Genomic DNA, 26,083 nt, shown 5'->3' with positions numbered 1-26,083 from the left:
ATCCTTGCGCAATGAACACGTCCTCTTAGGCTGTGCCTGTGACGAAGACACATTGCCCTTCTCAATCTTGATTCTTTTCCCATGTAATTACGCTGATTACACATTAACTAATCCTATAACTAAGACTTTAATTTATGGACGCTATTTCTATTTTCGGCATCGACATCTATTGGCAAGGTGTTGTTCTTGGGCTTTGCACCTTCCTCGTCATTGGCATCTTCCATCCCCTTGTCGTCAAGGCTGAATATTATTTCGGCACACGTTCGTGGTGGGTGTTCCTCGTCTTTGGCATCATCTGCGGTGTTGTTCCCTTCTTCATCAGTAGTCTCTTTTGGGGTGCGCTTTCTGCCATCGTTGGTTTTTCTAGTCTTTGGTCGATTGGCGAAATCTTCGATCAGCGCAAACGCGTCATCAAGGGCTGGTTTCCGATGAATCCCAAGCGCAAACACGAGTATCCTGAAGACAGCCTCCCTTATGGTGGAAAACTCTAAATATATTTTAGACGTTAGAGATTAGACGTTAGCCGTTAGAGGGCTGCGCGGTTGAACTAGAAAAACTAGGGGCTCTAGAGAGGCTAGAAGAACCGAACCCCGCTTGTCGGGGCGAGCGAAAAAGGGTCTATGATCCTCTAACGTCTAATATCTAACGTCTAATATCTAACGTCTACGTTCTAATGTCTAACCTCTACGATCTCGAAAACCTCTACGCCCAATCCACGCAACAGCTTGCGCCTGAGCGTCCCCTCATTGCCATCACTGGCAATTTTGGTGAGAAAGGTTGTGAACTAGCCGAAGGTTACTACCAATCTATTCTCCGTGCTGGAGCTACTCCTTTGGTAGTGCCCCCTACTTCCGACCTCACAACGATAGATGCGCTGTTGCATCGGGTAGATGGCCTTTTGCTTTCGGGCGGTGCCGATCTTAATCCCTTGTGGGTGGGTGAAGACCCCCATTCAGCTTTAGGGGGCATCAATCCAGTGCGCGATGCTTTCGAGTTGTTGCTTATACGTCGTGCAGCAGATTACCAGATACCTATTTTAGGCATCTGTCGCGGTATGCAAATGCTCGCAGCTGCTTTAGGTGGAAAGGTGGAGCAAGACATGACATCCGCGCGTCCCGATGCGGCATTGCTCAAGCACAGTCAAAACGCTCCTCGTGCTGAGGCGACCCATCGTGTGCAATTGCTGGAAGACTCCCTGTTAGGTAAGCTTCTGGGCAAAGACATTTTTGTCAATAGTTTTCACCACCAAGCCGTATCAGCAACTGGTACACAGTTTCGCGCGGTGGGTTTTGCTAGCGATGGCACCATCGAAGCCATGGAGAGCACCACCTTCAAGAGCATCATCGGCGTGCAGTGGCATCCAGAGTGCATGGACAACGAAGACTCTGCACGCCTGTTCCGCCATCTCGTGGAAGAGGCTGCAAGCTATCAGCGCGCCCGTCGTTGGCACCAGCAGCATCTTTCTCTCGACTCCCATTGCGACACCCCCATGTTTTTCGATCAAGACATTGATTTCAATCGTCGCGACCCGAAAATCCTTGTCGACTCCTTCAAAATGGCCGAAGGGGGCCTAGATGCCTCTATCATGGTGGCTTATCTGGCGCAGAAAGAGCGCACTCCAGAAGCTCATCTGGCTGCAACAGCCAAAGCCGATAGCATTCTCGACCGTCTTTCTGCTATGGTGGAGCGTTGTCCTTCCGTGCGCATGGCATTTTCTCCCGAAGAAGTGTGTGCCAATAAGGCCGCTGGCTATCGAAGCATCCTTCCTGGCATCGAAAATGGCTATGCTTTCGGCACAGATTTAGCCAATATTGCCCGCTATCGTCAGCGCGGTGTCGTCTATACCACCCTTTGTCACAATGGCAACAACGAGATTTGCGACTCAGCACGTCCCAATGCTCTCGACAAAGAGCGATTCCCTGCCACCAATGGTGCCGAGCATGGTGGACTCTCTGCTTTCGGTCGTGAAGTCGTGGCCGAGATGAACCGAGTGGGCATGATGGTCGATCTTTCCCACGCTGCCGAATCCACCTTCTACGATGCTCTGGCAGTGTCCAAAGTCCCCATCGTTTGTAGCCACTCCTCTTCCAAGGTGCTCTGCAATCACCCGCGCAATCTCACCGACGATCAACTTCGCGCACTTGCTGCCACTGGAGGTGTGGCGCAATGCACCTTCTATTGCGGTTTCCTCCGCACCGATGAGGAAAATGCCACGATTGATGATGCCGTGGCACACATGCTCCACATGATTAAGGTGGTAGGTGTGGACCACATCGGCATCGGCACTGACTTTGATGGCGATGGTGGAGTCCCTGGTTTGGCTTCTGCTTCCGAATTGATCAACCTTACACGACGATTGCAGGCAGAAGGTTTCACTGATGACGACTTGAAAAAGTTATGGGGTGGAAATTTTCTCCGTGTCATGACTCAAGCACAAGCTGCTGTTCAATGATAATGTGAGCTTAACCCATAGGAATAACTCCTTGGCTAGGCTTTCTCAATAGCTTCATGCAATGAAATTTCTACATCTTCTTTCTTGGTTGCTACCTGCAACTCTCTGCTTCACTGCTTGCAAAAGTAGCAAATCTTCTGCCGATGCTGCTGCCATCGACTCTTCACTCGTTTGTCGAGTAGTCTTCAATGCAGATTCTGCTTATCATTTTGCCCAAAAACAATGTGGTTTCGGCCCACGTACTCCCGGTTCTGCTGCCAACAAGTCTTGCGGAGACTACATTCTGTCGCAGTTTGCACATTTTGGTCTCACCACCAGTGTGCAAGCCACAACAGTGACGGGCTGGGATGGCACAAAATTGCCTTGCCGTAATCTTCTAGCACAGTATCGCCCAGAGGCCAAAGAGCGCGTAGTCCTTGCTGCACACTACGATTCTCGCCCATGGGCGGAGCAAGATGCAGATTCTGCCAATCATCGTTTACCAGTGTTGGCTGCTGACGATGGAGCTTCGGGTGTGGCAGTGATGCTCGAAGTAGCTCGTAATCTCGCAGCCCTCAATCCTGCAATAGGTGTAGACTTTGTGTGCTTCGATGTTGAAGATTATGGTGCACCCTACTGGGCACCCGAAGAGGCGCGCAACAATGAGAATACCTTCTGCCTAGGTTCGCAGTATTGGAGTGCACAAGCTGCTGCGCAAAACTATCGCCCTCGCTTCGGCATCCTCCTTGACATGGTAGGAGGTCGCGGCAATCAGTTCCGGTTTGAAGGATATTCCATGAAGTACGCCCAGTCAGTAGCCGTTCGCTTGTGGGATGCCGCTCGCTATGCTGGAGCCGATAATTTCTTCGTAGCCGATAATGGAGGTTTTATCACAGACGATCACCTACCTATGAACACCATAGCCGGTATTCCCACCATTGATGTGATAGCTTACAATCCCGATGGAGGATTCCCTGCCCACTGGCACACCACACACGACACCATGGACAATCTCGACCCTGCAACGCTGCGTGCCGTCGGTCAAAGCCTTTTGCAACTTCTCTCTCAAGAGAAATAAGGTGTCATAGCTCTTGCCGCTATCCCTACTTCACAACCCTGTACATTCAATATTGCACACATGACTATCAACGAAATACAAGACGAAATTATCGAAGAATTCAACGAATTTGATGACTGGATGGATCGCTACCAACTCCTCATCGACTTAGGAGGTGAGGCTGGTGATCTTCCCGAATCTGAAAAAGTAGAGACCAATCTCATCGACGGATGCCAAAGTCGTGTGTGGATAGTCTGCGATCAAAATGCAGATGACACCCTCACTTTCCGTGCCGAGAGCGATGCTCTCATAGTGAAAGGCATTGTCACCCTCTTGCTCCGCGTGGTCAATGGTCACACCGCTGCTGAAATCCGCGACACCGACCTTTATTTTGTGCAAGCCATCGGACTCAGTGAGCATCTCTCTCCCACTCGTGCCAATGGGCTTCTTGCCATGATCAAGCGCATCAAGACCTACGCTGCTGTCCTCGCAGCAAGAGCATAACTTGATAAACCCTTTTTCTCCTATTTTTGTGCGTATGTTTTCCCACAGCATACGCACAAATTGTTCTCTTCCTTCCTCAACGATAAACTCGCAATGGCAAAAAATCTGAGAAAAGACGAAGCAGTGCTTTGTGCTATGCAACTCATTCAAAAAAATGGTGGTGAAATGCACATTCGCGACATCAAAGCCGAGATGGAAAATTCTTTTCCAAAAAATGACTATGAGCGTGGTAGATTGAAATCTGATGGATCCTTGCGTTGGTATAACCAGCTGTTATTTCACTCTATTCGTGCCTATAAATCTGGTTTTATCCAGAAAAACAAAGGAGTTTGGCATCTTACACCCGAAGGAGAACAAGTGATGAAGTTAAGTCTCAAAGAGTTTTCTGATGCTCTCCATAAGGGATACAATAAATGGCTGGCTAAGAAGAAAAAAGCTGAATCAACTCCTCAAAGTATAGAGGAAGAAGATGCGGTGGTGGAAACAGAAATCGACTATGAACAAGCCAGTAATCAGGCAGAAGAAGGTTTTCGCAGCTACATTGCAGCTTTGAACCCTTATGAGTTTCAAGACCTTGTGGCTGCGCTCTTCCGTGGCATGGGCTACTACACTCCTTTTGTGGCTCCTAAGGGCAAAGATGGTGGCATTGACATTATAGCTTATCGAGATGCTCTCGGACTAGAATTTCCACGAGTCAAGGTGCAAGTGAAGCATTATCCCAATAATCCAGTTTCAGCCGACGTAGTGCGCCAGCTCAGAGGCACACTCTCTCACGAAGGTGAATCTGGAGTGGTGGTCACTTCGGGTAGTTTCACGAACGATGCCAAATCTGAAGCTCGAAGTTCTCACAGAGCCATCACCCTGATTGATTTTTCGCTCTTTGTTTCCCTCTGGATAGAGCATTACAGCAAACTTTCTGATGAGGATAAAAAGCGTTTGCCCATTGCACCCATTTATTTTGTGAAACCTACCGTGGGATAATTTGGGATAGCGATGATGACCCCATTTTTCGTAGTCTTGATGAGCTGACCTCAGAAAGGCCAGTTTACTCTCGAAAATGTGTTGTTAACAAATGTGTAATTCGCTTTCTCGCGCGTGCGTAGGCGCGCGCACCCTGCAATTTTGCACTTTTTGCTTTCACAACCTTCACAGATTTCCTCGTAAATAGTTTGTAATAAATGGGTTACCGCCTTTTTATAACATACTTTTAGATATTTGCGCCCAAAATAGTGGAAAGGGAGGACAGAGAGAAAGGATAGTCCTGTAAAAAACTAGGAGAGTTTTGCTCATTTCTCGGAGACTTGTACAGAAATGTCGGAGATTTCACGCGAAATCTCCGACATTTCTGTTTGATAACTCCTTGATTTTTGTCTTCTAAGGCGTGTTAGAAAAAGTCAGTCTGTGAAGGTTGTGAAAGCAAAAAGAGCGAAATCCCTGTAATGCGTACGCGCTATGTGCGCGTGAGTAGCGCAAATTTTCTCCTAAATGTAGTTTTGAGATAAGGTAATCAATTTTTATCTCGATGCAAGGACAGGATGCTGAACCATTTTATCTGGGATATATATTCGATTTTAGTGCAATTTGTTATGTGTATATAGCAAAATATAGCGTTGGTGAATAAAAATCTTCACTTTTCTGTTGTTTTTTCTCTCTTTTGCCTAGTTTCAACCCCTATACATATAGAGGGTAACACAAGGAGCATAGTTTAGGACGAATGTCGATTGCGGGGAAAGTGCTCCAACACTTGTTGGCGGAGGAAACGACTATCGAGATGAGTGTAGATTTCGGTAGTGCCGATGCTTTCGTGTCCAAGCATCACCTGAATGGCACGGAGCGAAGCACCCCCTTCGAGGAGGTGTGTGGCAAAGGTGTGGCGGAAGGTGTGTGGCGAAACGACCTTGTCGATGTTGGCCGCTTGGACATACTGCTTGATGTTGTGAAACACCGTGATACGCGAAAGGTGACGTCCGCGACTGGCAGAGACAAATACGAAATCTTCGTCCTCAGGTTTGACGGCTATGTCGGCGCGCGCATCAAACCAGTTGTGGAGTTCGTGAATAGCTCGTGGAGAAATGGGGACAATGCGCTGTTTGTCGCCCTTGCCTGTGACACGAATGAACCCTTCATCGAAGAAGAGATCGGAGAGTTTGAGGTTGCACACTTCGCTCACACGGAGTCCGCAGCTATATAGCACTTCTATGAGTGCGTGGTCACGCTGGCCTTCGGGTTTTGATTGGTCGATAGCTCCAAGGATGGCTTCCACTTCTTCGAGAGAAAGGACAGCTGGCAAATGTTTAGGGATGCGCGGGCTTTCTAGCAGTTCTGTGGGATCTTGTGCTATGTGGCCATCGAGTTGTAAGAAGCGATAGAAAGAGCGCACACCGCTGAGCATTCGTGCCATGGAGCGCGCAGCCACTCCTAGTGCAAACAGGTGTTGGGTGTATTCGTGGAGGAGCGGCAATTTTACTTCTAGCACAGGAACTTTCACCGCTGTGAGATATTCCAAGAAACGCTCCACATCGCGTTGATAAGCCATTCGAGTGTTTTCAGAAAGACCCTGTTCGAGGAGTAGGTAGAGACGATATTTCTCCACCAAAGCAGCGGCATCATGAGGCAGAGATTTAGAAAATTCTGACGAAGAGTCGTTCATAGAGCTGATTATCAAAAGTTTTATCGCGCGCGTTTTGAGAATCACCTGCGATTTTGTAATTTTGCAGACAAATATACGACAAATTCTCCACATCGCTCTGTCGTGTTGCGCTTTTGTAATGGATGCCCCAAGGACAAGGAGTGCGTGATGAGAGCGAAGAATCGCTTGGTTAGTATGAAAATACTTGTACTCAATGGGCCTAATCTCAATTTTCTAGGCCGCAGAGAACCCACCATCTATGGAGCGCAAACGCTCGATGACATCATCCATGCGCTGCAACAGCAGTTTGCTGGAAGAGTGGAGATTGCCGCTTTCCAATCGAACCACGAAGGTGCGCTCATAGATGCCCTCCAACAAGCGGCCATCGATGGCACAGATGGTGTGGTGCTCAATGCAGGTGCATACACCCACACTTCTGTGGCACTGCGTGATGCCATCAGCAGCATAGCTCCGCTGCCAGTGGTGGAGGTGCATCTCAGCAATGTGCATGCGCGCGAGTCTTTTCGCCAGACTTCGCTCATTAGTGCCGTGTGCCAAGGCGTCATCGCTGGTTTTGGTGCCGATAGCTATCACCTTGCGATTGAAGCTCTCTTGCACCTTTCTGCCAAAGAGGCTTAGCGTAAGGCTCTTTCCCTTTTATTAGAACACAATCTCTACAACATAGACATAACTCATGAAGAAACTCCTGATAGAAACTTACGGTTGCCAGATGAACGTGGCCGACTCTGAAGTGGTGGCCAGCGTGATGCGCATGGCTGGCTACGAACCCTGCGAAGATATCGACCAAGCTGATGCCGTGTTTCTCAACACTTGCTCTGTGCGAGACAACGCCGAGCAGAAGATTATCCACCGCCTACAGGCTCTTCATGCTCTGCGCAAAAAGGGTCGCCGTCTGATTCTTGGTGTGCTCGGCTGTATGGCAGAGCGTGTGAAAGATGAGTTGCTTGAAAAGCATCATGCCGATCTTGTGGCTGGGCCAGATGCTTATCTTTCTCTCCCTGACCTCGTCGCACAAGCTGAGGTGGGACAAAAGGCCATCAATATTGATCTCTCGCTCACAGAAACCTATGGCGACATCATGCCCGAACGCTTCTGCGGTTCTAAAATTTCTGGCTTTGTGAGCATCACACGTGGTTGCAACAACTTCTGCCACTTCTGCATCGTGCCTTATACCCGCGGTCGCGAACGTAGCCGCAATGTGCAAAGCATCATCAACGAATGCTTGGACTTGCAGAAACGTGGATTCAAAGAGGTGACACTCCTCGGACAAAACGTGAATTCCTACAAAGCGAAGCGTGATGCTTCGGGAGACACCGAACGTCCCAATAGCGAACTTGAGGAGTTTGAAACTCAAACGCGCAACAAGGCGATTGCGACCAAGGATATTAAGTCGACAGAGGCTGAGGCGGATTTCAACAAGGACTACGTGTTCTTCCCCGAACTCTTGCGTACGGTGGCGCGTGCTGTGCCCGATATGCGCATCAGATTCTCTACACCTCACCCCAAAGACATGAGCGATGCCACGCTTCGTGTGATTGCTGAAGAGCCTAACGTGTGTCGTCACATTCACCTGCCTGTGCAGAGTGGTAGTGATGTTATCCTCAAGAAGATGAACCGCAAGTACAACCGCGAGTGGTACATAAATCGTGTGAAGGCGATTCACGACATCATCGAAGATTGCGCCATTTCTACCGACATCTTTGCTGGATATTGTGGAGAAACAGAAGAAGATCATCAACTCAGTCTTTCGCTCATGCGCGAAGTGGGCTATGATTCGTCTTTCATGTTTAAGTATTCTGAACGTCCTGGCACTTATGCCTCTCGCCATCTCGAAGACAACATCCCAGAAGAAACCAAGATTCGTCGTCTCAATGAGATGATTGAGCTTCAAAATGAACTTTCGCTCAAGGCCAACGAGGCTTGGGTGGGACGTGAAGCTGACATTCTCCTTGAAGGAGTGAGCAAGCGCAGTCGTGAAGAACTCTTCGGCCGCACCGAACAAAACAAGGTGGTCATCATCCCTCGCGGTAATCACCGCATCGGACAGACCGTGCGTGTGCGCATCTTGGCTGCTTCGAGTGCTACGCTCAAAGGTGAGGTGGTGAAAGGCGCAGACGAATAAATCCTTGGGCTGAGGCTTGGGGTAAAAGCAAACTCTTATCCCTCTGCATAACTCATTTCCTTTAGCGCAGCTCTATGCTCCTCAACAAAAATCGCTGGACAATCCATAAGGATCGTCCAGCGATTTTATTGTATCATGTTGTGATGACTTCTTGCTACAATAGCCAAGAAGCATTAGCGGCGGAGGAAGCGATAGATTTCACCTACCCACACTACTATGGAAGTGGAACCAATGATGAGCGCCCAGTCGGTTATGGAGATGGGTGTGACACTGAACATTTGGCCACCAAAGCTCACAATAAAGAATTGACCGATGAGGATGACCAACAAGATGAGGAGGAATCCTTGGCAACCTTTGAAGTGGAAGGCAGAACGTCCAGTGAGGTAGGCGCGAGCATTGAAGAGGTTCCAGAATTGGAGCATCACGAAAATCGTGAAGATGTAGCTCTTCTCCGTGCGAGAAAGTCCTTCTGCACCGCCAAGTGTGAGGGTGCAAAGATCAGTGAGTGAGGTGACATCGGCATGTTCAAACACATAGACCAAACCGATGAGGATGAGGAAGAATAAAGCTCCTGTGCCGATGATGCCCCGTTTCATAGTAGAGTCAATGATGAAGGCTTCACGATGGCGTGGACGGTCTTTCATCACTCCTTCAGAAGGGGGAAGAGAAGCGAGAGCCATAGCAGCAAAGGTGTCCATGATGAGATTTACCCACAACATTTGGGTGACGGTGAGGGGAGAGTCAGTGCCCATGAATGCTCCAGCGAGGACTACGCAGCAGGCAGCCACATTGACCGTCATTTGGAAGAGGATGAATCGCTGGATGTTTTGATAGAGTGAACGTCCCCACATCACGGCTCGACCGATGGAAGAGAACGAGTTGTCCACGATGGTGATGTCACTGGCTTCCTTGGCCACAGAGGTGCCATCGCCCATGGAGAGACCCACATGAGCTGTTTTGAGAGCTGGAGCATCGTTGGTGCCGTCGCCCGTTACCGCAACGACGTGGCCACGCTTTTGGAGCGTTTCGACCAAACGTTTCTTATCGAGAGGACGCGCACGAGCAATGATTTTCAGTTCATCGACACGATTGTACACTTCTTCATCGGTGAGGGCTTCAAACTCTGGGCCTGTGATGATGGCGTGGTCGGAGTGGTGGTCGCCCCAAAGTCCGATTTGACGACCAATCTCGCCTGCGGTGGCAGCGGTGTCGCCAGTGACGATTTTCACATCAATACCTGCTGACAGACATTCTTGAACAGCTTGCGGTACATCGGCACGCACGGGGTCAGAGATTGCCACCATGCCGAGGAAGTTCAAGCGTTCGGCTACAACTTTCTGATCCACAATGGTGACATCGTCGTCATTGAGTATTTGATAAGCAAAACCGAGGGTGCGCATGGCCTTGCGTTGATAGCCGAGGAGTTGTGCATCGAGGGTGGCTTTGTCTACATTGCCCGAGGTTGTGGCGCAAAGTCCATGTACGATTTCGGGAGCACCCTTCACATAGAGCACTTTTTTACCAGGGAAAACTCCAGACTCCACGATGGTCGCCATGTATTTGCGCTCAGTGGCGAAGGGAAGTTCTTCGAGGGTAGTGGTGTTGCCACGCAAGGTGCGGTAGTCTAGTCCTTGGCTGTGCAACCAGAGGAGGATAGCTCCTTCAGTGGGGTTGCCTAAGACACTGGGCTTTTCGCCAGAGAGGTCGAGCGTGGCTGTGCTGTTCACCGCCATTCCTTCGGTGATGAAGCCACATTCGTCAGAGTTGTCCAGAGTTTGCGTAGCAAGGCCATAGAATTGTGTTTCGCTGACACTCATTTGATTTTGGGTCAGTGTGCCTGTTTTATCGGTGCAAATGACCGTCGTAGCACCCATCGTTTCGCAGGCGTGCATTTTACGCACAAGATTGTTGCTCTTGAGCATGCGACGCATGGAATAAGCAAGGCTTAGGGTTACGGCCATGGGCAAACCTTCGGGCACTGCTACGACAATGACTGTGACAGCTACCATAAAGGTGCTGAGGAAACTAGCGGTGAAATCGAGCCAATCGATGCTGCCAGTGTGGTTCACAAAATAAAGAGCGGTGCGTCCTACGAGAATCAAGAGGGCAATGGCGTAGCTGATTTTGGTGATGAGTTTCCCCAATCGGTCTAACTGCTCATTGAGGGGAGTCTTCACGCTGTCGTCAATCTGTGCTGCTTCGAGCACTTTACCATTCTCCGTGGCATCACCCACGGCAGTGACACGGCAGATGGCGTGGCCTTCCATGACCTTCGTACCGCGCAACACGTGGTTGGAGGGGAAGGTGGCCTCTTCGTCAAACTCTTCGGGAACAGTGGTTTTGCGACAGAGTGGTTCGCCCGTGAGGGTGCTTTCATCCACGCTGAGATGGGTGGATTCGAGGAGTTCGGCATCGGCAGGAATGTCTTCACCCGTGCCGAGCATTACGATGTCGCCCACCACGATGTCACATTTAGGCACTTCGGTGGTGTTGCCTTCGCGGATTACGCGCACAGGTTCTTCGTCATTGACCTGATTGAGAATCTTGAATTCCTTGTCGGCTTGTTGTTCAAAGTAGAAGGAGAGTCCTGTGGCAAGGAAGATAGCCACGAAGATACCGACAGGTTCAAAGAATACTGTGGAGTCGTGTTGCAGTCCAAAGTATTCGTAGGCAGCGATGCCTAGTGAGCAGAACCCAGCAAGAAGAAGAATGATGATGATGGGATCTCCAAACTTTTCGAGAAAGAGTTTCCAAAGTGGGGTGCGCTTTGGCGGTGTTAAGATGTTGGCACCATGTTTGATGCGACTTTCCTCTACTTCTTGAGGAGTAAGTCCTGTGAGATGCTGATGCTGTGACATTTTAGCGGTAGACATTAAGCATTGGCAGATAGAGTAGGAGAGGGAGCTGATTGTTTTTTTGCTGTATAAGCTAAAGTGTTTAGCTTATCTCTGGCTACTCTTGTCCTTGTTATAGAGAAAATAGATGAAGTCTAGTGTAATAGTTCATTGACTTTGTCGGCGAGTTCTTCAGTGGGAAGGTCTCGTCCGATGATGCGGCCTTGGGCATTAGTGAGGATATTTCCTGAGGGGTAGCGCAGTCCTAAAGTTTTGACGAGAGGATTGGCTAGCATGTTTTTGAGATATACGACCGACTGGAGGGAGTCGTTTTTAGCGCGTTCTTCGGCTTTCTGTTGTGATTCATCGAGGGAAAAATTGATGATGCGCAAGCGATTGCCTCTAGCTGACTTGAGTTTGCGGAGTTGCTGACGGAGATAATAGTTGTGGCTATCCCAGCTTGCAGAAAAAATGAGCAGAGTGGGTTGTCCTTTGAAGTCAGCTGAACGGAGGGTTTGCTGGGATAATGTGGTGGCGGTGAAGTTGGGAAGGAATCCGCCGATAGCAGTGCGTACTTGCGGACGCAAACGAGCATCGATAGCCGCTAATTGTTGGTTGGTGGGTTGATGCTTTTTGAGTAAATCGAGGAGCGAGAGTGTTGGTTGTTCACTGCGTGATGCTACACGATCGAAATAGTGATAGAGCAGTGCAACGGAAGTCCATGACTCTGGATGTGTGCGGATGTAGGTGGCCGCTCTCATCTGGGCATCTTTCTCACTCAGTTTGAGCACAGAAAGACGAAATTCTGTGAATTGCTTGTTCTCATCTGTGCCTACTACTTCCATTTCTTTCAAACGATTGGCATCGCCAGAAAGGGTGACTTCCTTGCCTGGTTGGGCTATGATGGTGGTGAAGGAGTTGTTGGGATAGACCAAAGTGAGGAGTAGTGGAACGGTGGTGGGACGATCGTAGGAAAAACTCCCACGATTGACCTTGATACTGTCTAGACTACCACCATCACCTTCCACTGCATCGGCAGGATAGATGAGGAGGGCAGCTTGGTCGAGGCCTTCTATTTTTCCTGACAAGCGTGCGGTTTTCTTGTCTGGGCCGCAACTGGCTAATGCGAGCAGGGCAAAGCATAGAGAGAGGAGGGGAAGTTTCATATCACCTTGTGGATAACATCATGAACACAAATGGGGATGGGCAAGAAGACAAACCGAGGCGTTATTATAGAAAGTCACAGGAACGCAGACTGGAGCTGCGTTCCTGTGGATTAGACTATAGATGTGTGCTTAGCGATTGAGGGCTGCAAAGATGGTCTTGAGGGCAAGATCCTTGCTAGCGAGGTCGCGGAGGTTGGCATTCTTAGAAATAGCAGCACGGAGAGCTTGAACACCTTGGGCTACTTCACCCGTGCGAGAGGCGAGAACGGCCTTCAAGTAGTCGGTGAGAGCATCGGCGTTGGGCACAGCAGCAAGAGTTTGTGCTGCGGCTACATAATCCTTGTTGAGGATTTGAGCGAGGGCAGCACTATTAGTGTTGATGCCCTTGAAGTTTTGTGCAGCTTGTGCGTAATTGCCACGAGCAATTTGGAGGTTGCCAAGCACTTCATTGTAGTTGCCAGCGGTGAGTGCCTTGCCTAAGAGAGCTTCTGCACCGTTCACATTGCCTTGGCGAAGTGCGATGAGGGCAGCATTGGCGTTGGCTTCAGGGAGACCTGCGGCTTGAACGAGAGCGTTTTCTGCATCAGTGAGGTTGCCTTCGGCATAAGCCAACTGAGCAAGACCATTGTAAGCGCGCTTGTCTTGTGGATAGAGTTGAGTAGCCTTAGTGAAGATTGCCTTGCGCTCAGCAGCATCTTTGGTGAGAGTGGCAGCATAGAGGAGTTCTTCTACAGAGAGCTGAGAAGCATCAGCAGCATATTGAGCGCGAATTTCGTCATCGCTGCGGCCAATCACGCGGTAGTTCACGGTGAGGCGAGCACGGCGGAGTTCAGGAAGAACTTCATTAGCAAGCTCGCGGAAGGCTACAGAGAGGTTTTTGATTTGTTGCTCGCGTTCTTCTGGATCTTTGTACATAGAGAGTACGCGAAGAATGACTTCCTTGTCTTGGATGTTGCTAGCAGCTACAAGTTCTTGGAAACCATCCCAGTCTTCAGCAGTGTATTTGGCATCAACATTGGTGTTGAGCTTGGTCTTCTTGAGCTGATCATTTACATATTTCTGAGCACTTCCCTTACGATTTTCTGCAAGACCAGTGTTGAACTTCAAAGCACCATCGGGAGAAGCGTAAGCAGATACTTCAACATTGTCGAGAGCAAGACTCTTTTGATCGGCCTTGATGTCGCGAAGAATTTTGATGAAGTCCTTGACAGAAGTGGTGTTCAATTCGCTAGTGCGCACCTTGGCTTGGCTAATCAAGTATTTGATTTGAGCATTCTGCTGACGATAGATTTCACGTTGGAAACCATCGGCTGCAGTTGCTGTGTTGGCAGAAGCAAGAGTGAGATAAACGAGTTGTGAAGTGGCGATAACACCATCTGCTACTTTAACAGCAGGAATGGTCACAGCCTTTTTACCAACACGTGCATCGAAAGTGAGATAGAGTTCGCTAGAAGCCATCTCTGGAGTGTAGGGGAAGTTGGCCTTCATCACATAGTTTCCACCTACTTTGTAGCTCACGGTTTGATCGTTACCTACAACCTTTTCGCCTTGGAATGTAGCAGGTTGTCCTACAGCTTTACCGCCAGCATAGCGCAATTCAGGAATAACAGTGACAACAGCCTTCTTTTTCATGTACTTTTGTGGGAAGCGGCCATTGATAGTGGCAGGAACATCATTACCCACTGTTTCAAGAGGAGAGGGAGTCACAGTGAAGTTGTCAGCGGAAAGTGCGCCCAACTTGCCATTGCAAGAGGTCAATGCTGCTAATGCGAGTGCTGCAGCAGAAACATAAAAGGTAGTTTTCATATCGTGGTAAGATATTTAGACGCTAGACACATATAGGATGATGACGTTAGGGGACGTAACATCTAGATGGATGTATTCGCGTCTTTGATGAATGATTTGCAATAATAAAATAGGAAAAGATGGACTACTTGAGCAAAGAGCATGCAGATTAGTTGTCGTTTTTCTGCAAACTAACTTTCTGCTCTAATTATCCTTTCCAGGCTTTAGGCAATTTAGCTCCGAGCAGGCAGTAGATGCCAATCGCCATGAAAGGAAGAGAAAGCAATTGCCCTTGGTTGAGGCCTATGAGGTCTTGCATGTGCAATTCCCAAGGTTCTTGCACCTCTTTGAAGTATTCGACAAAAAGTCGGAAGGTGAAGATTGTGGTCAAGCAGAATCCGAAGAAATAGCCAGTACCTACCTTATTGGGGTATTTGCGATAGAGCCAAAGTCCGATGAAGAAGAAAATTAAATAGGCTATAGCTTCGTAGAGCTGTCCTGGATGGCGGGGAAAAGTATCTCCTAGTCTTTCAAAGACAAAGCCCCAAGTGCCATCTGTGGCTTTACCCACAATTTCAGAGTTCATGAGGTTGCCCAGACGAATGCAGCAAGCAGTGATGGGGGTGGCAATGGCGATGTTGTCTAACACACGAAGGAGGGGCACTTTCGTCTTGCGCACATATAGCCACAAGGCTGCCATGAGTCCTGCTGTTCCACCATGAGAGGCTAATCCTGCAAATCCGGTGAAATGCCAATGTCCTAAACCATCTTGTCGCATGGGGAGGAATATTTCTAGCGGATGTTGCAAGAAATACTGGGGTTCGTAGAGTAAACAGTGCCCTAGTCTTGCTCCCAACAAGATACCGAGGAAGCAGTAAAAGAAAAGAGGATCAAACTTTTCTTGCGAGATTTTTTGTTGACGATAGAGACGCAGTACCACATAATAGGCTGCGGCTAGACCAATTGTCCAAAAGAGGGAGTACCATCGCAGTGCGATAGGGCCGATTTGCAGGGCAATTTGATCGGGGTTCCAGTGGACTAGCATGTTAGAAATTAGACGTTAGAGGTTAGACGTTAGAGGGTTATCACGAGTGGATTTCTCTAGACGTTAGAGGGTCTGAGTTAGACATTGAAGAGGAAGTGCATGATGTCACCATCTTGCACCACATATTCTTTACCTTCGATGTGGAGCAAACCAGCTTCACGTACGGCTGCTTCACTACCATATTTGATGAAGTCTTCGTATTTGATAACTTGTGCACGAATGAAGCCCTTTTCAAAGTCGGTGTGAATCACACCTGCACATTGAGGAGCCTTCCAACCGCGTTTGTAAGTCCAAGCGCGTACTTCAATTTCACCAGCAGTGATGTAGGTTTCGAGATCAAGCATCTTATAGGCTGCCTTGATGAGACGATTGACACCACTTTCTTCCAAACCCACGTCTTTGAGGAATTCTTGACGCTCTTCGTAGGTTTCGAGTTCAGCTATGTCAGCTTCTGTTTGTGCTGCCACAACGAGAATTTCGGCTCCTTCGTCCTTCACAGCTTCACGCACTCGCTCCACATATTCATTGCCTGTTGCGGCAGAACCTTCGTCCACATTGCACACATAGAGCACGGGCTTAGAGGTGAGCAAGAAAAGATTGCGAGCAGCCGTTTGTTCGTCTTTGGTGTCGAACTCCACACTGCGAGCGTTCTTGCCTTCGAGGAGGGCTTCGCGGATGGCAGAAAGCACTTGATATTCTACCTTTGCGTTTTTGTCGCTACCTACTTGTGCGATTTTTTCTACGCGTTTGATGCGGTTTTCCACTGTTTCCAAATCCTTCAATTGGAGTTCAGTGTCGATGATTTCCTTATCACGCACAGGATCCACGCTACCATCTACGTGCACCACGTTGCCGTCGTCAAAACAACGCAACACGTGGATAATAGCATCAGTTTCGCGGATGTTGCCTAAGAATTGGTTGCCCAGGCCTTCACCTTTGGATGCACCTTTAACCAAACCTGCGATGTCGACAATCTCCACCGTGGTGGGGATAATCTTCGTAGTTTTCACTAGTTCGGCTAGTTTTGCCAATCGTTCATCGGGCACAGTGATTACACCCACATTAGGTTCGATGGTGCAAAAAGGGAAGTTGGCGCTCTGCGCCTTGGCGTTGCTCAAGCAATTGAAAAGCGTGGACTTTCCCACGTTGGGAAGTCCTACGATGCCGCATTGTAAACTCATTAGTTGTAAATCTTATATTTGTGGACAAAGATACGACTTTAATTCTGAATAATTTGTTTGTTTGTCTGATTATTCGGTAGTTCTTGGTGAAGAATTGTGCCGATAATGTATAGAAGTGGTAGGTGTATCCAAGAGATATTGTAAGACTGAAATAGTCTGCTATCTCGTTTTATAGTAAATCCCTTCGTGGAAATGCAAAAAAAGTGGGAGAGTTGTTGAAACGTCTCCCACTTTATGTAGATAGCTTCGAGCTTTTAGGGGTATATCTTGCAATATTAAATCTGGTGGCTTTCCACCATTCTAACCACTCGCTCAGTGAAACGGTCGTCCCCCTCGGGGTCGTAGTGTTTATTGAGGTTGAGACCAAAGATAAACGAGAATCCTTGCCATACATTGGCTCTGAGCGAACCGATGAAGGCTTTAGCGATTTGATACCCCGTTTGGTTACACTCTCGGTCTATCAATTTTACCAACAGACGGCCTTGTGAGCGTGTCAATTTCTCAATCACAGGTTTGTATTCCTTTTTCAGGTTTTCCTCCACCTTGTCTATATGTGCTTGGCGTTCCTCTTTGGGTAGTGTTTGCACGTAGTCATAGGTTTCGACAATGATGATTCTCACTGTCTTTGCATAAGGAAGCAGGTATTTTACATTGGCAACCAGGCGATTGTAGCGTTCCCGTTCTTGGGGTGACTTAAACTCCATAGGAGGATACTTATACACCGTAGGCATGATGACATGAGGGATGCTGTCCCCTTTGTAAAATGCCTTACCCACCTCCACATCCATGGAGATCGCTGCATTGAGTTTGCTCGTATCTTTGGGCATTTCGGGCACATCTTTCGGAACATCTTGAGCATATACAGCTCCACCCAAGAAGAGGGTGCAACAGAAAAGGATGATGCGGAGTAGTCTATTCATAAGCTGCAACAGCTAAACATTTTAGCGAAAATACGAACTTCTGCGGGGAATCGAAAGAGAGTAACGATAAATAACGCAGAATAAGCATTGAACATAAGAAATTAGACGTTAGCCTAATAAGGAGGATTGAAGTGTCGAGAGGCACTGCAAGGGTAGGAATTACGCATCTATATCCTTTTCCCTAGAGATAAACATCTAATAGATTTGGTTTGAATGCTTATTTCACGACCTTCTTGCCATTAAGGATATAGACTCCATGTTCGGGGGCGCGTTCAAGACGACGACCATCGAGGCTATAGATGACATCAGCCTTTGCAGCACGTGGAGCGAGTCCGAGAGAAGTCACGAGAGATTCCGTGCCAAACACGGTGGTGACATTGCCAATGGGAGTAGAAATTTGAGCAGTGAAATAGAGTTTCTCGCTATCCACCTTACCCGAAATCTTGATTTGGGGATTTGCCATCAAAGTGGGGCCTTGCCACTTTACTTTGTTGTCGTCGCCTGGCACGATAGTTCCCTTGATGTCGCCCTCAAACTTGATGATCTTGCCTTCGACTGTGTAAGGGATATCCTTCAATTCGATGTTGCCGATGGCGAAATTAACAAAGAAGGCTTTATAATAAAAGTTGCGGATGGTGAGATTGAACTTGCCTTCTGCCGTGCGCTCCACGGTAGCGGTGTAAGACTTGCCCACACCTTTGTCTACAGAAAGCTGGTCTTCGTAGTTCTTTGTAGTTTGTGCCATGCCTGCTATTGCAGTGAGGCTCACGAAAGCAAGGAGTAGAAATTTCTTCATATAATTAAGATAAAGAGTAAATAAAGTTTAGTTGTGTCTGTAGTTCTGCAACTAGCAGATAATGAACTGCAAAAATACGACCTTTTTATTATATATATTATTCGATTTAGCCTCTTTGCTGCATGTTTTTTCTGTTTTTCTTCAAAGATGATTGATAAAGCCACTACAAATGCAGTGAATATTATCCGAAAATATAGTACCTTTGCTGTGGTACGCTCAGATGCGTAATCCAAATGTAGTCATGAAATTTTCAGTTCTGTTTTCGCATACTATAGCTGCTTTGAGCAGTTCTCTTCTATTGTTATCATTAACTTCTTGCATAACCGAGGAGCTACCTTCCATGGAAGCCGACATCGAGCATGTGAGTGTGCAAGGTGTAGCGGCTGTTCGTTTGTTTGATAATCTGTCTGATGCTGAGCGCAATGTGCTTTCACAAGACACCGCTATCGTCTTTCATTTAGCCGATGGTGTTGAAGAGGCTACACTAGATAGTGTAAAACTTGATTTTCGTCTCTCACAAGGTGCGCATCTCGCCTTAGCTACTGAGAAAGACGCCAAGTTTAGTGCACAGCGAGTGGTGCGCTATGTAGTGACCTCTGAAGATGGTCGCCATCAACGTTATTATACTGTACAGTTTCTTCCTGCTCCCGACCTGGGTCCCGTGTTTTCTTTTGATAATCCCCAGTTAGAAGCAAGCCATCATCAGTATTATGTTTGGCCACTTGAGGGCACGCAAAACAGCAAGAATGGACTAGGTGATTTTTGGGGAACGGGAAATGCAGGCTTTGCCTTGAGTAATAGTTTGGCTAAACCTCATGAATATCCCACAACATCTACCGATGATGCCCGTTCGGGTATGGCCGTAAAACTCACCACGATGAGTACTGGATATCTGGGGCAACTGGTGGGGAAACCCATTGCCGCTGGTAATCTCTTTGTAGGAACATTTAATCTGCAAAAGGCTTTGGTAGATGCCCTTGCTGCTACTCAGTTTGGACGTCCGATTCGGAGAAAACCACTGCGTTTCAAAGGATATTATAAATGGCAACCTGGAGCACAATATCTCAATAAATCGCAGAAAGTAGTCCCTGGCCCTTCGACAGATGGGAGCGACCTCCCGCAAGTATATGCCGTCATCTATCGGAACACCGATGGTGAAGGAAAAGCCCTCGTCTTGGATGGTAGCAATGTGTTGACGCATACACAGGTCGTTGCTGTTGCTATGGTGCCTAATTTTGTGGTTACTGGAGTAGAAAAGACGAGTCGGTGGGCTTCGTTTGATGTGCCTTTTGACTATAAAACAGAGTTGTCTATACCCTTACTTTCCAAGCGTGGTTATAGTCTAGCGTTGGTGTTCTCTTCCAGTAAGAATGGGGCGCAGTTTGAAGGCGCATTAGGTTCTACGCTCATCATTGATGATTGCAGCATAGATTATTAATCGCTGCATGAGAGTAAGAGAAGTTTTCATTTCATTATAACTTGCAGCTGTATAATTTAGCTTGGTTTTTACCCTGCTCTAATATCATAAGTTCAATGTCTAATCATTATATATTGAGTTTGCTCAGTTTGTGTCTTTCACTCACGTTTGCACCTACTCTACATGCTGAAGATACCGAGCATTCCCACCCATCTGTTTCCGCTTGGCAAATCACCCCACATTTAGGATACACCATTGGAGGAATGACTCCAGTGCCGGTACCTGCAGAAATCCGTGAAATTCAGCGTTTCCATCCCACCGATGGTCTGAGCTGGGGATTTGACTTCTCTCGGAAGGTCTCCTCACAATGGCGAGCAGCAGTGGGTATCCACTATTTCGATCGCGGCATGCGCACTGAAGCTCGTGTGAAAGCTTATCAAGTGAAGGTGGTACAAGCTGGCAACACCCTCGAAGGGTATTTCTCCGGTGTCAATCACACACGCGCTTCGCAACAAGGTTTTGCCCTTCCTCTTCAGGCAGAGTGGCAACCGCTTGCGCGCTGTACGTTCTTCACAGGGCCAGTGGTAGAATGGTATTTCGACAGAAGTTTCACAGGTTCTGTGACCGATGGTTATCTCCGTGTCGATCAACCCACTGGACGCAAGGTTGAATTTGGTGCATCTCCAGAAGAAGCTCCCACCTACGACTTTAGCAATGACATGGCACGATGGGGATTCGGGTGGCAAGTAGGTGCAGATTGGCAGGTTTCAAGTCGCTGGTCCGTGTTTTTACAAGCTCGCTACATTTTCACCAATCTCTTCCAACCAGGTTTCACCACGGTGAGCATGAAATTGCACCCCATGTTTGTCACCACAGGGCTTGCTTATCGAGTGCACTGGTAAGGCTTTGTGGGGGGAAGCTTGCTAATCGTCACTTGCATCATAAGATTTGTAGAGGTTATGTTGAAGGCTTTTAGCATCGAGTATAAGCCTTTGGGGACGAAATATCATAAAAATGTGTCGTTAAATTTGGTGATTCCGAATTTTCGTCGTAATTTTGCAAACGCAAACGGCAAGAATGCAGCAATGCTTCTTGCTTCCTCCAAAGAATCGGGGTGTAGCTCAGTTGGTTAGAGTACGCGTCTGGGGGGCGTGAGGTCGCTGGTTCGAGTCCAGTCACCCCGACTAAGGAAGTCTAAGGCTTACTTTTCATATCGAAAAGTGAGCCTTTTCTTTTTCTGCCCATCACCATCGTGTTGAAGAACTGGTAGAAGCGCAAAGCTACCTTGCTTGTTTCGCTGAAAATCATTATCTTTGCCAATGATGCCGCTGTGTGCTGACTATAGGGCACGCAGGTGTATCGAGCAGAATGCGAAATTATCTCTAAGAGAGACTCTCAAAGCCTCTCGAACACACAAAATCTGCTACAAGCCAATCTCGCCAATGTCTAAAATTCTTATCACTGGAGCCTCGGGCTTTGTAGGATCTTTCCTCGTTGAAAAAGCACTCGAATTAGGTTTCGACACATGGGCAGTGCTCCGCAAAACGAGCAGCAAGGAGTATCTCACTGATCCGCGCATCCATTTCATCGAGCTTGATTTGGGCGATGATGCTGTGCTTGCGCAGCAACTCCGCACTCATGCTGCTGAACACGGAGCTTTCGACTACGTGATTCATGCAGCAGGTGCCACCAAAGCTCCCAACGAAGCCGCTTTCCGTCGCACCAACACCGAAGGAACAGTTCGTTTGGCGCGTACGCTACTCGAGTTGCAGTTGCTCAAAGGACGTTTTGTCTTTGTCTCCTCGCTCTCTGTCGTAGGAGCTGTGGCGGAAAATCCAGTTCGCCAGCCAGATGGCAGTATAGCCCAAGGGCTAGAACGCTATCGTGCTATCACCGATGCCGATACTCCCCAGCCCAACACCGCCTATGGCCGCTCCAAACTTGATGCAGAGCGCGCCCTTGCCACCCTCGAAGGTTTGGACTATGTCACCCTCCGTCCCACAGGAGTCTATGGCCCTCGTGAGCGAGATTATTTCCTCATGGCCGATAGTATCAAGAAGCACATAGATTTCGCGGTGGGGTACACTCCACAAGCCCTTACCTTCATTTATGTTCGCGACTTGGTCGATGCCTGTTTCCTTGCCCTTCATCGCGGAGAGCGCGGTCGTAGCTACTTCCTCAGTGATGGAGAAGTCTACGATAGTCGCGCCTTTAGTGATTTGTTGCAACAAGAGATGGGGGTGAAATGGGTGGCGCATATCAAAGCTCCAGTGTGGTTTCTCCATGCAGTATGCCAAGTGAGTACCTGGATTTCCAAATGCACTGGCAAGATGTCAACGCTCAACATGGACAAGTTCCAACTCTTGCGCCAACGCAACTGGATCTGCGATATTACCCCCGCCCAACAAGATTTAGGTTTTTCTCCTCAATGGCCATTATATCGTGGAGTCCCCGAAGCAGTGGCTTGGTATAAAGCCGAAGGGTGGATATAGATTAGATATTAGACGTTAGACATTAGACATTAGAGGGTCACAGATTCTAACGTCTAAAAAGCTCGAAGCTAGCAAGCCGAGCAAAAAAGGTACAGCCCTAACATCTAACGTCTAAAAGCGTCTAAGATACGTCCAACTGCGAAGCCCTCTAACGTCTATCTTCTAACATCTAAAAAATATATGTTACATCATTTTCTCACTCGTGCAGCTCTTGCACTTTGCTTCTCAGCTGCTGTGCTCCCCAACTTTGCACAAAGCGGTGCCATCACTCCCGACATGCTCAGCAACTTCCGCAAGAGCGTGCCCAACAACGCTACGAGCAAAGCTCTGCAAAACGCACTCATGACCTCGGGTGTAGCAGCACTTTCCGTACGTCCCAATGTAGCGCAAGCCAACGATACCTATTTCTCCAACGAAGCTCCCTCTAAGGGAATCACCGACCAGCAATCCAGCGGTCGTTGCTGGCTCTTCACTGGACTCAACGTGATGCGCTCACACATGATTCGTGAGCAAAAGTTGGGACGTTTCGAGTTTTCACAAAGCTACAATTCTTTCTACGACCAACTCGAAAAGGCAAATCTCTTCCTTCAGTCTGTCATTGACAAGGCCAATAAGCCCATGAGTGATCTCACCGTAGAGTGGTTGTTTCGCAATCCCATCAGCGACGGTGGTACCTTCACCGGTGTGCAAGACGTCATTAGCAAATATGGTGTCGTGCCTGCTGAAGTGATGCCCGAGAGCTACAATGCCAACAACACCAGTGCTATGGCAAAGGTGATTGCCCTCAAGCTTCGCGAATATGGTCTTGCTCTTCGCAAAGCCTATGCAGCTGGCGAACGTGGCAAGAAACTTGAAGCACGCAAGACTGAACAACTGGCTACTATTTACCGCATCCTTGTGGCTTGTTTGGGCGAACCTCCCATGCAGTTCACCTACACTCTGCGTGATACCAAAGGAAAGCCCCTCAGCACTGAAACCTACACTCCGCAAGAGTTCTATCGCCGCTATGTGGGCTTCAACTTGGTGAGCGACTACGTGATGCTCATGAACGATCCCTCACGCCCTTATTATAAGACCTTTACCATTGATCTTGACCGCCACACCTACGATGGTCACAACTGGACGTTCCTCAATCTTCCTATGGAGGAAATCAAACAAATGGCCATTGCTAGCATTAAGGACAGCACGCGCATGTACTACTCTTGCGATGTAGGCAAGTTCTACGACCGCAAGACAGGCCTCCTCTCGATGGACAACTTTGACTACGAGAACCTCTTCAACACCACCTTCCCCATGAACAAGGCTGAGCGTATCCAGACTTTTGCTTCTGCCTCTAGCCATGCCATGACACTTTGCGCCGTAGATTTGGACAAAGAGGGTAAGCCTTTGAAGTGGAAGGTCGAAAACTCTTGGGGCCCCACCAATGGTGTAGCAGGCCACTTGGTGATGACCGATAAATGGTTCGACGAATACACCTTCCGCCTTGTGGTGCAAAAGAAGTATGTGCCAGCGGCCACCCTCAAGCTCCTCGAGCAAAAGCCCACACTCCTTCCCGCATGGGATCCTCTCTTTAAGGGAGAAGAGTAATCTTAATTTTATAGACGTTAGGAAGTAGCATCTGTCCCTAAATTTCAGACGACAGACACTACTTTCTAACGTTTATTTCTATCCATAGACCGCATGGGGTATAATCGTCTAGAAGCATCAGATCGCATAGTTTTCTAACGTCTTAAGCCCTAATCTCTAACGTCTAATCTCTAAATGGTCGAGGCAAGTAAAGCCGAAGCCGAGCAAAAAGGGTCTGTGACCCCTAACTTCTAATGAAACTCATTAAAATCTTCTGTAAAAATACAGGGCAGTATCACGAAGTGCCTAAAGGTGCTACCTTGGAAGAAGTATATGCTAGTTTGGGACTCGAGCACCCTTGCTGTGTTACAAGCTGCAAGGTCAATAATCGTGTGGAAGGCTTGCACTACACCATCAACGATTCGCGCGACCTCGAATTTCTCACACTTACCTCTCTCTCAGGTTTGCGCACTTACACGCGCAGCCTCTTTTTTGTGCTTTACAAAGCCACTCGCGACCTCTTCCCCGGCTCTAACCTCCGCATCGGCACTCCTGTGGCAGGAGGTTACTATTGCCATCTTGAAGTAGAAGGTGGTGTAACGCCTGAGATTGCAGTGCAACTGCGTCAGCGCATGGCAGAAATTGTAGAAGCGGATATCCCCTTCCGTCGCGTCACAGCACACACCACGGAGGCAATAGAAGTCTTTCGCAGTCAAGGGCTCACACGCAAGGTGCAGTTGCTCGAGAGCATCGGTGATCTCTACACTCATTACTACATACTCGACGATACCGTCGACTATTTCTACAGCGCACTTCTCCTCCGCACAGGACAACTCACTCTGTTTGACCTCGTCACCTATGGCGAAGGACTCCTCATCCGCGTGCCTGATCCCAAACAGCCCAGCCAACTGCGCCCCATGACCGAACAAAGCAAGATGTTCGATGTCTTTCAAGAGCAGCACAGTCGGCAAGAAATCCTCGGATGCACTACAGTGGGGGAGCTCAACAAGGCCATTCGTGCGGGAGCCACCAACGATTTAGTCAATGTGGCCGAAGCCTTGCAAGAGAAGCAAATCGCAAAGATAGCCGATCATATCGCGGCTCATGACCACATTAAAGTGGTGCTCATTGCAGGTCCTTCTTCTTCAGGAAAGACTACCTTCAGCAAACGGTTGTCGGTGCAGCTTCGTGCCTGTGGCAAACGTCCTGTGAGCATCTCGCTCGACAACTACTTTGTGGATCGCGAAGCAACTCCCCTCGATGAAAATGGCGATTACGACTTTGAGACCATCGAAGCAGTAGACTTGCCACTCTTCAACAATCAGATGTCGCAACTGCTTGCCGGTTTAGAAGTGGAATTGCCCCTCTTCGACTTCCCCTCTGGCAAGAGTCGTCCTAGTGGAAAATTCCTGCGCCTAGAGCCCGAGACCATTCTCATCCTCGAAGGCAACCACGCCCTCAACCCTCGCATGAGTGAGAAAATTCCTGCCGAAGCCAAGTATAAAATCTATGCTTCTGCGCTGACCACTATCATGCTCGACGACCACAACTATATTCCTACCAGCGATAGCCGATTGCTGCGCCGCATCTGTCGCGACTATAAATATCGTGGCTATCATCCTCAAGAGGTCATCCGTCGTTGCGCATCCGTCACGGCTGGCGAAGAGAAATGGATTTTCCCCTTCCAAGAACAAGCAGACACCATGTTCAACACCGCCCTCATCTACGAACTTGCTGCTCTCCGTGCGCAAGCCCTACCCCTCCTTGAGATGGTGCCTGAAAGTGCTGAAGAATACTCCGAAGCCTATCGCCTTCGCAAGTTTATCTCCTATTTCACTCCCATGCCTCTCGATGCTGTGCCTCCGACCTCTCTCCTGCGAGAATTTATGGGTAGCAGCACTTTCAACTATTGAAACATTCTGCAGAAAATCCAGTTGGAATCAGAAAAATCGCTCAATTTAATTGTGCGATTTTTCTTTTATTTGAAGCTATAATACCCAATAATGAACGAAAAACGGATTGTTTCATAAAATAATTAGGTAAAACTCTTGCAGAGTTGCGAAGAAAATGGTATCTTTGCAATGTGTTTTTCATAGTATTAGATTTAAGGTTAACAA

At 48.2% G+C, this 26,083-nt stretch carries 20 protein-coding genes and 1 tRNA gene; 13 read left to right on the top strand and 8 right to left on the bottom strand.

Translation table 11 applies throughout. The features are described 5' to 3' along the window. Positions 1-134 precede the first annotated feature (134 nt). From HMPREF9999_RS02990 to HMPREF9999_RS02970, 5 genes are all read left to right on the top strand, one after another. Complete coding sequence (locus HMPREF9999_RS02990; protein ID WP_009436848.1) at positions 135-491, top strand: DUF4491 family protein; 357 nt, start codon at positions 135-137, stop codon at positions 489-491. A 182-nt stretch (positions 492-673) separates the two neighbouring features. Then, positions 674-2,452, top strand: a complete 1,779-nt coding sequence (locus tag HMPREF9999_RS02985; RefSeq protein ID WP_009436847.1) for a fused gamma-glutamyl-gamma-aminobutyrate hydrolase/peptidase — start codon at positions 674-676, stop codon at positions 2,450-2,452. A 61-nt stretch (positions 2,453-2,513) separates the two neighbouring features. Then, a complete protein-coding gene (locus HMPREF9999_RS02980; protein WP_009436846.1) occupies positions 2,514-3,509 on the top strand; it encodes a M28 family peptidase in 996 nt (331 codons plus the stop codon). A gap of 60 nt (positions 3,510-3,569) precedes the next feature. After that, a complete protein-coding gene (locus HMPREF9999_RS02975) occupies positions 3,570-3,992 on the top strand; it encodes a SufE family protein (protein WP_009436845.1) in 423 nt (140 codons plus the stop codon). A 93-nt stretch (positions 3,993-4,085) separates the two neighbouring features. Next, positions 4,086-4,973 (top strand): restriction endonuclease, encoded by an 888-nt coding sequence (locus HMPREF9999_RS02970; RefSeq protein ID WP_009436844.1) that lies wholly within the window; start codon positions 4,086-4,088, stop codon positions 4,971-4,973. 724 nt (positions 4,974-5,697) lie between these two features. Here the strand turns inward: HMPREF9999_RS02970 and xerA are convergent. Beyond that, positions 5,698-6,642 (bottom strand): site-specific tyrosine recombinase/integron integrase, encoded by a 945-nt coding sequence (gene xerA, locus HMPREF9999_RS02965; RefSeq protein ID WP_044063012.1) that lies wholly within the window; start codon positions 6,640-6,642, stop codon positions 5,698-5,700. Between the two features lie 174 nt (positions 6,643-6,816). Between xerA and aroQ the strand changes: the two genes are divergently transcribed. Both aroQ and HMPREF9999_RS02955 read left to right on the top strand, forming a co-directional pair. Next, complete coding sequence (aroQ, locus tag HMPREF9999_RS02960; protein ID WP_044063011.1) at positions 6,817-7,260, top strand: type II 3-dehydroquinate dehydratase; 444 nt, start codon at positions 6,817-6,819, stop codon at positions 7,258-7,260. A 55-nt stretch (positions 7,261-7,315) separates the two neighbouring features. Beyond that, positions 7,316-8,764 carry a MiaB/RimO family radical SAM methylthiotransferase gene (locus tag HMPREF9999_RS02955; RefSeq protein ID WP_009436840.1) on the top strand — a complete coding sequence of 483 codons (1,449 nt, stop codon included), beginning with the start codon at positions 7,316-7,318 and terminating at the stop codon, positions 8,762-8,764. 173 nt (positions 8,765-8,937) lie between these two features. On the opposite strand, the gene HMPREF9999_RS02950 is transcribed toward HMPREF9999_RS02955, so the two are convergent. The 7 genes from HMPREF9999_RS02950 to HMPREF9999_RS02920 form a co-directional block, all read right to left on the bottom strand. Continuing rightward, positions 8,938-11,622: a calcium-translocating P-type ATPase, PMCA-type gene (locus HMPREF9999_RS02950; protein WP_044063010.1), complete on the bottom strand. Its 2,685-nt coding sequence runs from the start codon at positions 11,620-11,622 to the stop codon at positions 8,938-8,940. A gap of 131 nt (positions 11,623-11,753) precedes the next feature. Further along, positions 11,754-12,764: a DUF4369 domain-containing protein gene (locus HMPREF9999_RS09900; protein ID WP_009436838.1), complete on the bottom strand. Its 1,011-nt coding sequence runs from the start codon at positions 12,762-12,764 to the stop codon at positions 11,754-11,756. 129 nt (positions 12,765-12,893) lie between these two features. Beyond that, a complete protein-coding gene (locus HMPREF9999_RS02940) occupies positions 12,894-14,570 on the bottom strand; it encodes a tetratricopeptide repeat protein (RefSeq protein ID WP_009436837.1) in 1,677 nt (558 codons plus the stop codon). A gap of 187 nt (positions 14,571-14,757) precedes the next feature. Beyond that, positions 14,758-15,594 carry a prolipoprotein diacylglyceryl transferase gene (lgt, locus tag HMPREF9999_RS02935; RefSeq protein ID WP_009436836.1) on the bottom strand — a complete coding sequence of 279 codons (837 nt, stop codon included), beginning with the start codon at positions 15,592-15,594 and terminating at the stop codon, positions 14,758-14,760. Positions 15,595-15,671: 77 nt separating this feature from the next. After that, entirely contained in the window at positions 15,672-16,775 is a 1,104-nt protein-coding gene (ychF, locus tag HMPREF9999_RS02930; protein ID WP_009436835.1) for a redox-regulated ATPase YchF, read from the bottom strand. Between the two features lie 275 nt (positions 16,776-17,050). Next, positions 17,051-17,695, bottom strand: a complete 645-nt coding sequence (locus tag HMPREF9999_RS02925; protein WP_009436834.1) for a DUF4294 domain-containing protein — start codon at positions 17,693-17,695, stop codon at positions 17,051-17,053. Between the two features lie 217 nt (positions 17,696-17,912). Continuing rightward, positions 17,913-18,491, bottom strand: coding sequence for a calycin-like domain-containing protein (locus HMPREF9999_RS02920; protein ID WP_009436833.1), 579 nt, complete (start codon positions 18,489-18,491; stop codon positions 17,913-17,915). Between the two features lie 340 nt (positions 18,492-18,831). Here HMPREF9999_RS02920 and HMPREF9999_RS02915 point away from each other — a divergent pair, with 340 nt between their 5' ends. From HMPREF9999_RS02915 to HMPREF9999_RS02890, 6 genes are all read left to right on the top strand, one after another. Then, the gene (locus HMPREF9999_RS02915) at positions 18,832-19,929 is read left to right on the top strand and encodes a PCMD domain-containing protein (protein ID WP_009436831.1); all 1,098 of its coding nucleotides are present in this window, start codon (positions 18,832-18,834) and stop codon (positions 19,927-19,929) included. Positions 19,930-20,024: 95 nt separating this feature from the next. Continuing rightward, positions 20,025-20,810, top strand: coding sequence for an outer membrane beta-barrel protein (locus HMPREF9999_RS02910; RefSeq protein ID WP_044063009.1), 786 nt, complete (start codon positions 20,025-20,027; stop codon positions 20,808-20,810). A 208-nt stretch (positions 20,811-21,018) separates the two neighbouring features. Then, a tRNA-Pro gene (locus HMPREF9999_RS02905) sits at positions 21,019-21,092 on the top strand. A 258-nt stretch (positions 21,093-21,350) separates the two neighbouring features. Beyond that, the gene (locus tag HMPREF9999_RS02900) at positions 21,351-22,400 is read left to right on the top strand and encodes an NAD-dependent epimerase/dehydratase family protein (RefSeq protein ID WP_044063008.1); all 1,050 of its coding nucleotides are present in this window, start codon (positions 21,351-21,353) and stop codon (positions 22,398-22,400) included. A 180-nt stretch (positions 22,401-22,580) separates the two neighbouring features. Then, positions 22,581-23,987: a C1 family peptidase gene (locus HMPREF9999_RS02895; RefSeq protein ID WP_009436828.1), complete on the top strand. Its 1,407-nt coding sequence runs from the start codon at positions 22,581-22,583 to the stop codon at positions 23,985-23,987. A gap of 233 nt (positions 23,988-24,220) precedes the next feature. Next, entirely contained in the window at positions 24,221-25,879 is a 1,659-nt protein-coding gene (locus HMPREF9999_RS02890) for a nucleoside kinase (protein ID WP_009436827.1), read from the top strand. Positions 25,880-26,083 lie beyond the last annotated feature (204 nt).

The organism is Alloprevotella sp. oral taxon 473 str. F0040 (assembly GCF_000318095.2).
Classification (GTDB): Bacteria; Bacteroidota; Bacteroidia; order Bacteroidales; family Bacteroidaceae; genus Alloprevotella.
This window is presented reverse-complemented; position numbering and strand designations above follow the sequence as displayed.

Coding starts and splice junctions, on each gene's coding strand:
- HMPREF9999_RS02990 (WP_009436848.1), top strand. CDS start 135: ATGGACGCTATTTCTATTTTCGGCATCGACATCTATTGGCAAGGTGTT.
- HMPREF9999_RS02985 (WP_009436847.1), top strand. CDS start 674: ATGTCTAACCTCTACGATCTCGAAAACCTCTACGCCCAATCCACGCAA.
- HMPREF9999_RS02980 (WP_009436846.1), top strand. CDS start 2,514: ATGAAATTTCTACATCTTCTTTCTTGGTTGCTACCTGCAACTCTCTGC.
- HMPREF9999_RS02975 (WP_009436845.1), top strand. CDS start 3,570: ATGACTATCAACGAAATACAAGACGAAATTATCGAAGAATTCAACGAA.
- HMPREF9999_RS02970 (WP_009436844.1), top strand. CDS start 4,086: ATGGCAAAAAATCTGAGAAAAGACGAAGCAGTGCTTTGTGCTATGCAA.
- xerA (WP_044063012.1), bottom strand. CDS start 6,642: ATGAACGACTCTTCGTCAGAATTTTCTAAATCTCTGCCTCATGATGCC.
- aroQ (WP_044063011.1), top strand. CDS start 6,817: ATGAAAATACTTGTACTCAATGGGCCTAATCTCAATTTTCTAGGCCGC.
- HMPREF9999_RS02955 (WP_009436840.1), top strand. CDS start 7,316: ATGAAGAAACTCCTGATAGAAACTTACGGTTGCCAGATGAACGTGGCC.
- HMPREF9999_RS02950 (WP_044063010.1), bottom strand. CDS start 11,622: ATGTCACAGCATCAGCATCTCACAGGACTTACTCCTCAAGAAGTAGAG.
- HMPREF9999_RS09900 (WP_009436838.1), bottom strand. CDS start 12,764: ATGAAACTTCCCCTCCTCTCTCTATGCTTTGCCCTGCTCGCATTAGCC.
- HMPREF9999_RS02940 (WP_009436837.1), bottom strand. CDS start 14,570: ATGAAAACTACCTTTTATGTTTCTGCTGCAGCACTCGCATTAGCAGCA.
- lgt (WP_009436836.1), bottom strand. CDS start 15,594: ATGCTAGTCCACTGGAACCCCGATCAAATTGCCCTGCAAATCGGCCCT.
- ychF (WP_009436835.1), bottom strand. CDS start 16,775: ATGAGTTTACAATGCGGCATCGTAGGACTTCCCAACGTGGGAAAGTCC.
- HMPREF9999_RS02925 (WP_009436834.1), bottom strand. CDS start 17,695: ATGAATAGACTACTCCGCATCATCCTTTTCTGTTGCACCCTCTTCTTG.
- HMPREF9999_RS02920 (WP_009436833.1), bottom strand. CDS start 18,491: ATGAAGAAATTTCTACTCCTTGCTTTCGTGAGCCTCACTGCAATAGCA.
- HMPREF9999_RS02915 (WP_009436831.1), top strand. CDS start 18,832: ATGGAAGCCGACATCGAGCATGTGAGTGTGCAAGGTGTAGCGGCTGTT.
- HMPREF9999_RS02910 (WP_044063009.1), top strand. CDS start 20,025: ATGTCTAATCATTATATATTGAGTTTGCTCAGTTTGTGTCTTTCACTC.
- HMPREF9999_RS02900 (WP_044063008.1), top strand. CDS start 21,351: ATGTCTAAAATTCTTATCACTGGAGCCTCGGGCTTTGTAGGATCTTTC.
- HMPREF9999_RS02895 (WP_009436828.1), top strand. CDS start 22,581: ATGTTACATCATTTTCTCACTCGTGCAGCTCTTGCACTTTGCTTCTCA.
- HMPREF9999_RS02890 (WP_009436827.1), top strand. CDS start 24,221: ATGAAACTCATTAAAATCTTCTGTAAAAATACAGGGCAGTATCACGAA.